Here is an 8,415-nt window from a genome sequence, read left to right as displayed (position 1 = left end):
AGGGCTGCCTCATCAACGGAGCGGCGCGCGGCGACCTTTCGGCCGAGAAGGTCTACGTCAAACTGCAGAAGATGACCTGTCCGCAGCCCGGCGGCCGCTATGCGGTCTCGGAGGTCAAGGGCTTCATCGCCTTCGGCGGCAAGACCGGGGTGCGCGGCCGGGTGGTCTCGCGCGAAGGCGGGCTGGTGACGCAGGCCTTCATTGCCGGCCTCTTCGGTGGTTTTGGCCGCGGTTTCTCCGCAAACGCCAATTCGGTGTTCCAGGGCACCAACATCACCACAAACGGCAAGCGCGACAAACTCTCGGCGGGCGAGATCCTGGAGGGTGGCTTCGGGGAAGGCGTCGCCCAGACCGGCGACATGGTCTCGAAATATCTGATCGAGCGCGCCGAACAATATCAGCCGGTGATCGAGATGCCGACCGGCATCGATGTCGAAATCGTCTTTCTGGAGGGTGTCTATGTCCGTAACTGATCGCCTTCGCGCCGTTGTTGCGCGCACGCCCTGGAGCTATGGCCTCATCGCCCTGCCCGTTGTGGGACTGGGCGCTGCAGCCATCGCTGCCGCCGCCGTGCCGACCGAAGACAGCCAGGTCGCGGGCCTGCTCAAGGCCCGGCTGCCCAAGACCGAGATCAGCGCGGTCAACTGCGCCAAGGTCGCAGGGCTGTGCGAAGTGACCGCCGGCGCCAACCTCTTCTATGTCGATCGCGGCGCCCGTTATCTGGTCATCGGCCGGGTATACGATATGGAAACGCGGCAGGACGTGACCGCGGCACGCCTCCTGGAGATGAACCCCGACATGCTGGTCGGCGGCGCGGCCAAGGCCAATGCGACGGCCGCGCTCGGCGGCGAGGCGGACGCTTCTCCCCTCGCACCGACAGCCGGCGCGCGCCGTGTCTCCGTGCCGGAGCGCCCGGCCACGCTGTCGCTCGCTGGGCTGCCGCGCGACGGAGCAATCGTCTGGGGCAACAAGGCATCGAGCCAGTCCGTCACGGTCTTTACCGATTTTCGCTGCGGCTACTGCCGCGCGCTTACCAGCGTGCTGCGCAGCATGGACGTCAAGGTCATCGAAAGGCCCATTTCGGTCCTGGGCAGCCGGGATCTGGCCGACCGCGTCTATTGCGCCAAGAACCGGGAAGAGGCGCTTCACGCCGCCTATTCCGGTGCGCCCTTCGAGAGCGGCAAATGTGACACGCGCGGTCTCGACGCCAACGAGCAGTTCGCCCGCAGCCATGGCCTGAGCGGGACCCCCGTGATCGTTCGCAGCGACGGCGCCATGCTTGAGGGCTACCGGCCCAAGGACGTGCTGGAAGCATGGCTGAAGGGAGCCAAGTCGTGAAGGGCCGCGCCACTCGCTGGCATGCTGGCCTGGCGCTCGCCGTCCTGCCAATCATGGGGGGCTGCGCATCGTTCGGCAGCAATATCGCGGGGAGTTTCTCCTGCCCTGCGCCGGACGGAATTTGCGCGCCGTCGTCATCGATCGACGACCGGGCACTGGTCCTCATCACGGCTGAAGCGCCGGACGCCGTGCCGTCACCGGCGGGACCCTATCGCGATCCCGACATGGGAGCGGGGAAAGCCGCCCGGACGGCGGTGGCAAGCCCGCGGCGCATGCCGGTGTCGATCGGAGAGGCGGGCCGCACACGGGAGAAAGTGCTGCGGATCGTCTTCCAGCCCTATATCGACGAGCGCGGCCGGTTGCACGAGGCGAGTGCCGTCCATGCTGTGGTTGCGCAGGGTGAGTGGCAGCAGCAGGCTATCGCGGACGCGTCTGGCCTCTCCTCCCGCAATGAGCGCGCCGCGACCTATGCAGGAGAGACGCTCGCCGACGCGGTCGATCGCGCCGAGACGGAGCGCCTCTCCCCCGCCGAAGGCCTGCCTGACCCGGCGGCTGTCGCTGCCGCGCGGGCGCGTGCGACGGCAGATCCGGTTGCCAGCATCAAGAGCGATGTCGCGGCCCGGCTTTCGCCAAGGCCGGATGCGCGGGCGCGGCGCAAGGTCGCGGCGACGCCCGCGCAACCCGTGAGCGCTGCGGCCCCGTCCGCCGAACCGACTGCTCCTCCCGCGGCAGCGCCTGCGCCGTCGGCGCACGCGGTCCCATCCGTCCCGCAGGCTGCGGCAGTCCCTGGCGCTCCTGCCAAGACGACCGCTGGAGCGGAAGCGGCGGCGCGGGTGAAAGCCGATAGCCGGTACCAGACGGTGGCGTCGCAGGCACAGGATGGTGCGCGGGCAGCAGCCACGGGCGCGCAGGCGCCCGACTTGCGGCCGGTGCTCAAGCCCACGGTGAATTCAGCCCCATTCCCCGGCGCCGTCGCGGAGGAGAACTGACATGGCGAAAGGCGGCTTTTTCGACAGCATGCTCTCGGGGCTCTTCGGCGATGCCGCACGCCCCGATGATGACCGGCCCGCGCTCGGCGTTCCCATGCTGGCGCACTGGCTGCCCTATCGCAGCTACGATCCCAAGACGGGGATCTTCTACAACAGCGCCTCTCGCGGTTTCGTGATCGAGGCCGCCCCGATGGTGGGTGCGGACGAGCGCACCGCGGAGATCATCACGCAGTTCCTGTCCGAAGGCATTCCCGCACCGGGCTGTATCCAGTTTCATCAGTGGATGAGCCCGCGCGTGGGTGAGGCGCTGAGCAAATGGTATCTGCCGCGCTATGCCGCACGCGGCGTCTACGAACGGATGGCCAAGCACCGGGTCGATTTCCTCAGCGACGGCGTATGGCATTCGCTCTCGAAGGACGCGCCCTTTTGCCTGCGCCATCACCGCGTGGCGATCTCCTATTCGACGCCCGAGAGCTCGTCGGTGTCCGATGACGACATCGTCTCGGTCATGGAGGGCCTAGTCTCCGCGCTGGCTTCGGTGGGGGTCACGACCCGGCGCATGGATCCGGTCGCGCTGATCGCCTGGATCGACGACATCACCTCACCGACCACGGCTGCCGGTGAGGACGTCGTCAGCTACAATCCCTTCGATCCCATCGCCGACCAGGCCATTCGCCGCGACATTGAGCTCCGGGTCGAACCCGACCGGATGCTGCTGCGCACCGAGCGGTTCCGACCGACCGGCAAGGTCCACGACGGCGCCCCGGAGATCGGCGAAATCTATCCCGATGTCTTCGACGTGCGCTCCTTCTCGGTGCGCAACCTGCCCAATCGCTGGGCGCCCTGGGACATGGCGAAGCTGGTGGGCGACATGTTCACTGACAAGCTGCGCATGCCGTGCCCGGTCGCGACGAACCTGTGCGTTGAATATCCGGACACCCAGGCCTCATCGAACAAGGCGAGCTTCAAGTTCATGCGGACGACGAGTCTCGCCGATTCCAAGTCGGCGCGATTCCTGCCGCAGCTGCGCGACCAGAGCCAGGAGTGGCGCTTCGTCAACGACGAGATCCGGCAGGGCCGCAAGCTCGTGCGGGTGTTCTTTTCGGTCACGTCCTTCTCGCCCAAGGGGCGCGGCGACGCCAACGAACGCGTGCTCAAATCCGTCTACCGCGCGGCGGGCTGGGACCTGCTCGACGACCGCTACCTGCAGGTGATGGGCCTGCTCTGCGCCATGCCCATGACGATGGCCAACGGCCTGTCGCGCGATCTCGAGCGGATGAAGCGCATGCGCACGCTGCTCACCACCACCGCAGCCAATCTCGCGCCGCTGCAGGGCGAATATCTGGGCGGCCATGTGCCGCATCTCCTGATGGTCGGACGGCGCGGCCAGCCCTTCTTCTGGTCACCCTTCGAAAACGCGGCGGGCAACCATAATGTCGCGGTCTTCGGCAAATCGGGATCGGGCAAGTCGGTGGCCTTGCAGGAGCTGTGCGCCTCGCTGTGCGGCGCTGGCGCGAAGGTGGTCGTGATCGACGACGGCCGATCCTTCGAGCATTCGGCCAAATTGCAGGGCGGCGCCTTCGTCGAATTCACCATGAGCTCTGGCTTCTGCCTCAATCCCTTCTCGATGATCGACGAGGCCCAGGCGGCGGAAGACGAGGACTATCTGCTCGACTGCATGGCGATGCTCAAGGCCATCGTGAACCAGATGTCGCGCCACATCGACCGTCTCAACGATACCGAGCGCGGCCTCATCGATGGCGCGGTCAACACGGTGTGGGAGGCGCACGGCCGAAGAGGATCGATCGACCTTGTGATCGAGGCGCTCGATGCAACCGGCAACGCGCTCGCGCACGACCTCGGTATTGCGATGCGCCCCTTCTCGGCGGCGGGCACCTACGGCCGATTCTTCCAGGGGGAGGTCAGCTTCGAACTGAAGGCGCAGCTCACCGTCTTTGAGCTCTCGGATCTCTCGGCGCGCGAAGAACTGCGCAGCGTGGTCCTCACCGCCATCATGTTCATGTCGCAGCAGGTGATGCGCAAGGTCGATCGCGCAATCCCCAAGGCATTGCTGCTGGATGAAGCCTGGCAGCTGCTGCGCGGCGGGGCCATGGCCGACTTCATCGAGACCTATGCGCGCACCTGCCGTAAATATGGCGCCTCGCTCGTCACCGCCACGCAGTCGCTCAACGATTATTACAAGTCGGCGGGGTCAATCGCGGCGCTGGAGAACAGCGACTGGTTCGTCATTCTCCAGCAGAAGCCTGAAACGATAGCCGATTTCAAGAAGCATGATCGCTTCGAGATGGACGATTACACCGATGCGCTGCTGCGCTCCTTGAAGCGCAACGGCTTCGAATATTCGGACATCATGATCAAGGGGCCCGAGACGCTAGCGGTAGGCCGCCTGGTCCTGGATCCCTATTCGGCCACATTGTTTTCCTCGAGCCCGCAGACCTTCGCCCGGATCGAGGCGCTGATCGGCGAGGGCCTCAGCATGGACGAGGCGATCGAGCGCATCGCCTTTCCCGACAATCCCGAAAAGTGGGCGGCGAACGCGGAGAGTGATCCCGACGTCGCAATCGCCGCGGAGTAGGCCCGGTGGCAACGATCCCGAGAGAAGAGACCCTTAAGCCCAGCCCATCGGCCCCGGCTAGCCCGCGCATCCGGCTCGACCTGCGCACCATCCTCTATTGGTATCTCCACCTTTTCGGTTTCGCCCTGTCGTCGCTGCTGATCAGCTGGGGACTGTTCTTCCTCTTCTTCCTGGCGATTGGCGGCTTCTCGGTCGACGGCATGATGCACCAGCTGGCCAATATGGCGAGCCGCTACGTCGCCGCGGACCCAGCGCGCATCGCATCCTTCAAGCAGGTGCTGGCCGGCGCGCAGCTTCTCCTGGCCGGCGCGATCATCGTGCTGCGCCGACATCTCATCATTCCGCGTCATGTGTCTGAAGGGAACCGTTCCCATGGCTGAGCAGACTGAACTCGATCTTCCTCCCGTCCCCGCGCCGTCGGGCAAAGCCACGCGCTCGCGCCGCCGGGCCCTTTTCGCAGGATTGACCCGCTGGCAGATGCTGGGCGGGCTCCTGCTGCTCGCGTCCCTCGTCTGGGCGATGTGGGTGACCCGGCAGGTGAGTGCCCGGCCCGACCATATCGTCTCGGTCAAGCTCTCCGAGCTGGTCGGCGAATATGTCGAGGCGCAGCGCTACTCGGCATCGCCACCTGAGCGGGTCAAGGCCGAGATGCAGGCCTTCATGGCATCGCTCGACAAGGAGCTTGCGCGTCGCAGCGCCCATGGCGACGTCATCCTCGTCGGCGAGGCTGTGCTCAGCAAGAATGTCGATGACATCACGGAAACGGTGAAGAAGGCAGTCTACGCCTCGGGCGTGCCGATACCCAAGCGGATAACGGCCGAGGAGCTGCAGCGCCTGCAGCAAATGAGCCTGCAGGCGGCGCCCGAGATGCCCGTGTCGCAGGATCCGCGGATGACCGCGCCGGCGAGCGCCGCACAAGCCACTGCCCAACCGGTCCCCTCCGTTATTCCCCCGGCCGTTGGCGCCCAGGGAGCCACCGTCTCGAGCTTTGGAGCGCCCGATGTCGGCCCTGCTCAGTGACCAGGGCGAAACCCCGAAGGTGACGGCCTGGCGACCGCGCAAGCATCTCTGGACGGCGCTGGGGCTCCTGTCGGTCGGCACCGTGGTTCTGGGCGCGATCGCGGATTGGCGCGATCGTCATGCCTTCCTCATCAACACGAGCGAATCCTTGCCGAACTGGGCGTTCCTCATCGATCGGGGCCGACTGCCGGCCCGCGGTGACTATGTCTTCTTCGACCCGCCCGCGAACGCTCTCGTGCATCGCCATTTCGGAGCGCGGCCCGCTATGTTCGGCAAGCTGGTTTATGGTCTCCCCGGCGATGTCGTTTCCCATAGCGGCAACGACGTCCTGATCGGCGGGCGCCTGGTGGCGCGCATGAAGCGAGCCTCGCGCCTGGGCGAGCTGTTGACGCCCGGCGCGACCGGGCCAGTCCCGGCGGGCTGCTATTTTGTCGGGACGCCGCACAAGGACGGGTTCGACAGCCGCTATGCCGACATCGGATTCGTCTGCGCGCGCCAGATTATCGGGACCGGGGAGCCGCTCCTATGAGGCGCACCATCCTGCTGGCGGCGACGACCGCATGCCTTGGCGGCACGACCCTGCTTCTTGCCGGGTCCGCCAGCGAGGCGCGCGACTATGGAACGGCAGGGCAGGCCTTTCCGATCATCGAGCCTGACCTGCTCGCGACGATCGAGGCGCGGCTGCGCCGTGCCGAAGCGAGCGGCGAACTGGCGCGAACCAACGCGCTTTTCGCCAAGCGGGTCGAGGCCAAAGTGCGGCGGCCAGATCCCGTCGCCGGTATCTCGCCGGCCCAGGAGACGCGCAGCTGGGATTTCGATCCCTCGGTTCGCATCGACCATGATGTCCGCGACCAGAAGGGGAATATGATCGCAAAGGCGGGTCAGAAGGTGAACCCGCTCGATTTCGTCGGCATTCATCAGGATCTTGTCTTCGTCGATGGGGACAATGCCGAGCAGCTGGCCTGGGCCTGCGGCAAATTTAGCGACGTGAAGGCGAAGATCATCTTCGTGAAGGGATCGCCGATCGAGGCGATGTCGCAGCGCAAGCGGCGCTTTTATTTCGACCAGGAAGGCAAGCTTACTGGCCGCTTCGGCATCGAGCACACGCCCGCCGTCGTCAGCCAGGCGGGCCGCGTGATGCGGGTCACCGAACATGCGCTCAAGGGGAGGGCGGGCTGATGCCCTTGTGGCTCGACCTCCTGCGCACGCCGATGGCCGCGCCCGAGACAAGCGACCTGCGCCGCATGCGCCGGACCTGGCAGGCGTTGTGCATCCTTCTCGCGCTCGTGGTCGGTGGGTTCGGCCCGCTGCGCCAGTGGGTCGGCCGCCCGGCCGTGGCGGCGGTGGCCCTCGCGCTGCTCGTCGGCACGGCGCTCTACACAGCGCTGTATCTGGCTCGCAAGCAGCGCGCTGACACAGCCTATCTCGATCAATTGGGAGAGCGAGAATGACGCGCGGTCTTCGATCCCTGCTCAGCGCTGTGTCGCTTCTCCTGACGTTGGTGCTTTTTGCGGCGCCAGCGCAAGCGGCCGGACCGACCTGCAACGGCAAGTTCGTCAATCCGATCACCGACGTCTGCTGGTCGTGCCTCTTTCCCCTGTCGGTGGGCGGCCTCAAGATCTGGCCGAGCGGCCGGCCCGATACCAGCAATCCCGCCTCGCCGGTCTGCGCCTGCGCGGATCCTTTGCCGCGCATTGGCATTGCCGTCGGTTTCTGGGAGCCGGCTCGCCTGGCCGATGTGACGATGAAGCCGTGGTGCTTCCCCAACCTGGGCGGTATTCGCATCGCCCCCGGGTTCGATATCGGGCAGGGCTATCTCGCCGGTCCCTCGATGGTCGGCGGGCGGTCGCAAAGCACGGCCAAGTGGCATGTGCACTGGTACGTCTATCCTCTGCTCTACTGGATGGAGATCCTGACCGACTTCGTCTGCTTCGAGCAGGCGAGCTTCGACATCGCCTATATGACCGAAATCGATCCGCTCTGGCAGGACGATGCTCTCACCACGCTGATCAACCCGGAAGCGATCATCTTCGCCAATCCAATCGCTCAGGCCGCCTGCGCGGGTGACTGCATTGCCGGAACGGTCAACCTACCGCTCGATCCGCTCTTCTGGTGCGCGGGCTGCCAGGGTTCGATGTACCCGCTCAACGGCAATGTCCCGGCCTCGATCGGCCATGTCCAGTCGTCGCGGCTGGCGGTCTCCCGCTTCGCCTACAAGATGCACCGCGAGGCGCTGGCCTGGGGGACGATGGGTTCGAAGGGCCTCTGCAAGAAGTACCTCATGCCGATCATGCGCAAGCAGCAATATCGCTTCCAGATGGTCAATCCGATCCCGACCGTGAGCGGGCGGTTCGCCTGCTCCGCAATCGGGGCTTCCACAATGCCGCCCGATGCGGGTCGCGCCTATCCCGCCGGCGGCGAGGACATGGGCTACCTCGTCTGGCGCAAGCGCAACTGTTGTGTCCTGTAGGG

General features: G+C 66.0%; 10 protein-coding genes. All 10 read left to right on the top strand.

The window, feature by feature from the left end; all coding sequences use genetic code 11:
- On the top strand, positions 1-473 hold a 473-nt coding region (locus tag LH128_RS12330), incomplete at its 5' end, for a TraB/VirB10 family protein (RefSeq protein ID WP_008829967.1).
- Positions 460-1,338 carry a DsbC family protein gene (locus LH128_RS12325; RefSeq protein ID WP_008829966.1) on the top strand — a complete coding sequence of 293 codons (879 nt, stop codon included), beginning with the start codon at positions 460-462 and terminating at the stop codon, positions 1,336-1,338. The genes LH128_RS12330 and LH128_RS12325, both read left to right, overlap by 14 nt.
- Positions 1,314-2,327 carry a TraV family lipoprotein gene (locus LH128_RS12320; RefSeq protein ID WP_037519179.1) on the top strand — a complete coding sequence of 338 codons (1,014 nt, stop codon included), beginning with the start codon at positions 1,314-1,316 and terminating at the stop codon, positions 2,325-2,327. The genes LH128_RS12325 and LH128_RS12320 overlap by 25 nt, the downstream gene beginning before the upstream one ends.
- 1 nt (position 2,328) lies before the next feature.
- Positions 2,329-4,923: a type IV secretion system protein TraC gene (gene traC / locus LH128_RS12315; protein ID WP_008829964.1), complete on the top strand. Its 2,595-nt coding sequence runs from the start codon at positions 2,329-2,331 to the stop codon at positions 4,921-4,923.
- A gap of 5 nt (positions 4,924-4,928) precedes the next feature.
- Positions 4,929-5,303 (top strand): hypothetical protein, encoded by a 375-nt coding sequence (locus LH128_RS12310; RefSeq protein ID WP_008829963.1) that lies wholly within the window; start codon positions 4,929-4,931, stop codon positions 5,301-5,303.
- The gene (locus LH128_RS12305; RefSeq protein ID WP_008829962.1) at positions 5,296-5,943 is read left to right on the top strand and encodes a TrbI F-type domain-containing protein; all 648 of its coding nucleotides are present in this window, start codon (positions 5,296-5,298) and stop codon (positions 5,941-5,943) included. Before LH128_RS12310 ends, LH128_RS12305 begins: the two co-directional genes overlap by 8 nt.
- Positions 5,924-6,472: a S26 family signal peptidase gene (locus LH128_RS12300; RefSeq protein WP_037519178.1), complete on the top strand. Its 549-nt coding sequence runs from the start codon at positions 5,924-5,926 to the stop codon at positions 6,470-6,472. Before LH128_RS12305 ends, LH128_RS12300 begins: the two co-directional genes overlap by 20 nt.
- Positions 6,469-7,122 (top strand): type-F conjugative transfer system protein TraW, encoded by a 654-nt coding sequence (traW, locus tag LH128_RS12295; protein WP_008829960.1) that lies wholly within the window; start codon positions 6,469-6,471, stop codon positions 7,120-7,122. The genes LH128_RS12300 and traW overlap by 4 nt, the downstream gene beginning before the upstream one ends.
- On the top strand, positions 7,122-7,394 hold the full coding sequence (locus tag LH128_RS12290; protein WP_008829959.1) for a hypothetical protein: 273 nt from the start codon (positions 7,122-7,124) through the stop codon (positions 7,392-7,394). Before traW ends, LH128_RS12290 begins: the two co-directional genes overlap by 1 nt.
- The gene (gene traU / locus LH128_RS12285) at positions 7,391-8,413 is read left to right on the top strand and encodes a conjugal transfer pilus assembly protein TraU (RefSeq protein ID WP_008829958.1); all 1,023 of its coding nucleotides are present in this window, start codon (positions 7,391-7,393) and stop codon (positions 8,411-8,413) included. Before LH128_RS12290 ends, traU begins: the two co-directional genes overlap by 4 nt.
- The last annotated feature ends 2 nt before the right edge of the window (positions 8,414-8,415 follow it).

The organism is Sphingomonas sp. LH128, assembly GCF_000293195.2.
GTDB classification, from domain to species: Bacteria; Pseudomonadota; Alphaproteobacteria; order Sphingomonadales; family Sphingomonadaceae; genus Novosphingobium; species Novosphingobium resinovorum_A.
The sequence above is the reverse complement of the archived record's forward strand: the minus strand, read 5'-3'. Positions and strand labels throughout refer to the sequence as shown.

Excerpts from the sequence above, each read along its gene's own strand:
- LH128_RS12290 (WP_008829959.1), top strand. The coding sequence starts at position 7,122 with ATGCCCTTGTGGCTCGACCTCCTGCGCACGCCGATGGCCGCGCCCGAG.
- traC (WP_008829964.1), top strand. The coding sequence starts at position 2,329 with ATGGCGAAAGGCGGCTTTTTCGACAGCATGCTCTCGGGGCTCTTCGGC.
- LH128_RS12305 (WP_008829962.1), top strand. The coding sequence starts at position 5,296 with ATGGCTGAGCAGACTGAACTCGATCTTCCTCCCGTCCCCGCGCCGTCG.
- LH128_RS12300 (WP_037519178.1), top strand. The coding sequence starts at position 5,924 with ATGTCGGCCCTGCTCAGTGACCAGGGCGAAACCCCGAAGGTGACGGCC.
- traW (WP_008829960.1), top strand. The coding sequence starts at position 6,469 with ATGAGGCGCACCATCCTGCTGGCGGCGACGACCGCATGCCTTGGCGGC.
- LH128_RS12325 (WP_008829966.1), top strand. The coding sequence starts at position 460 with ATGTCCGTAACTGATCGCCTTCGCGCCGTTGTTGCGCGCACGCCCTGG.
- LH128_RS12320 (WP_037519179.1), top strand. The coding sequence starts at position 1,314 with ATGGCTGAAGGGAGCCAAGTCGTGAAGGGCCGCGCCACTCGCTGGCAT.
- traU (WP_008829958.1), top strand. The coding sequence starts at position 7,391 with ATGACGCGCGGTCTTCGATCCCTGCTCAGCGCTGTGTCGCTTCTCCTG.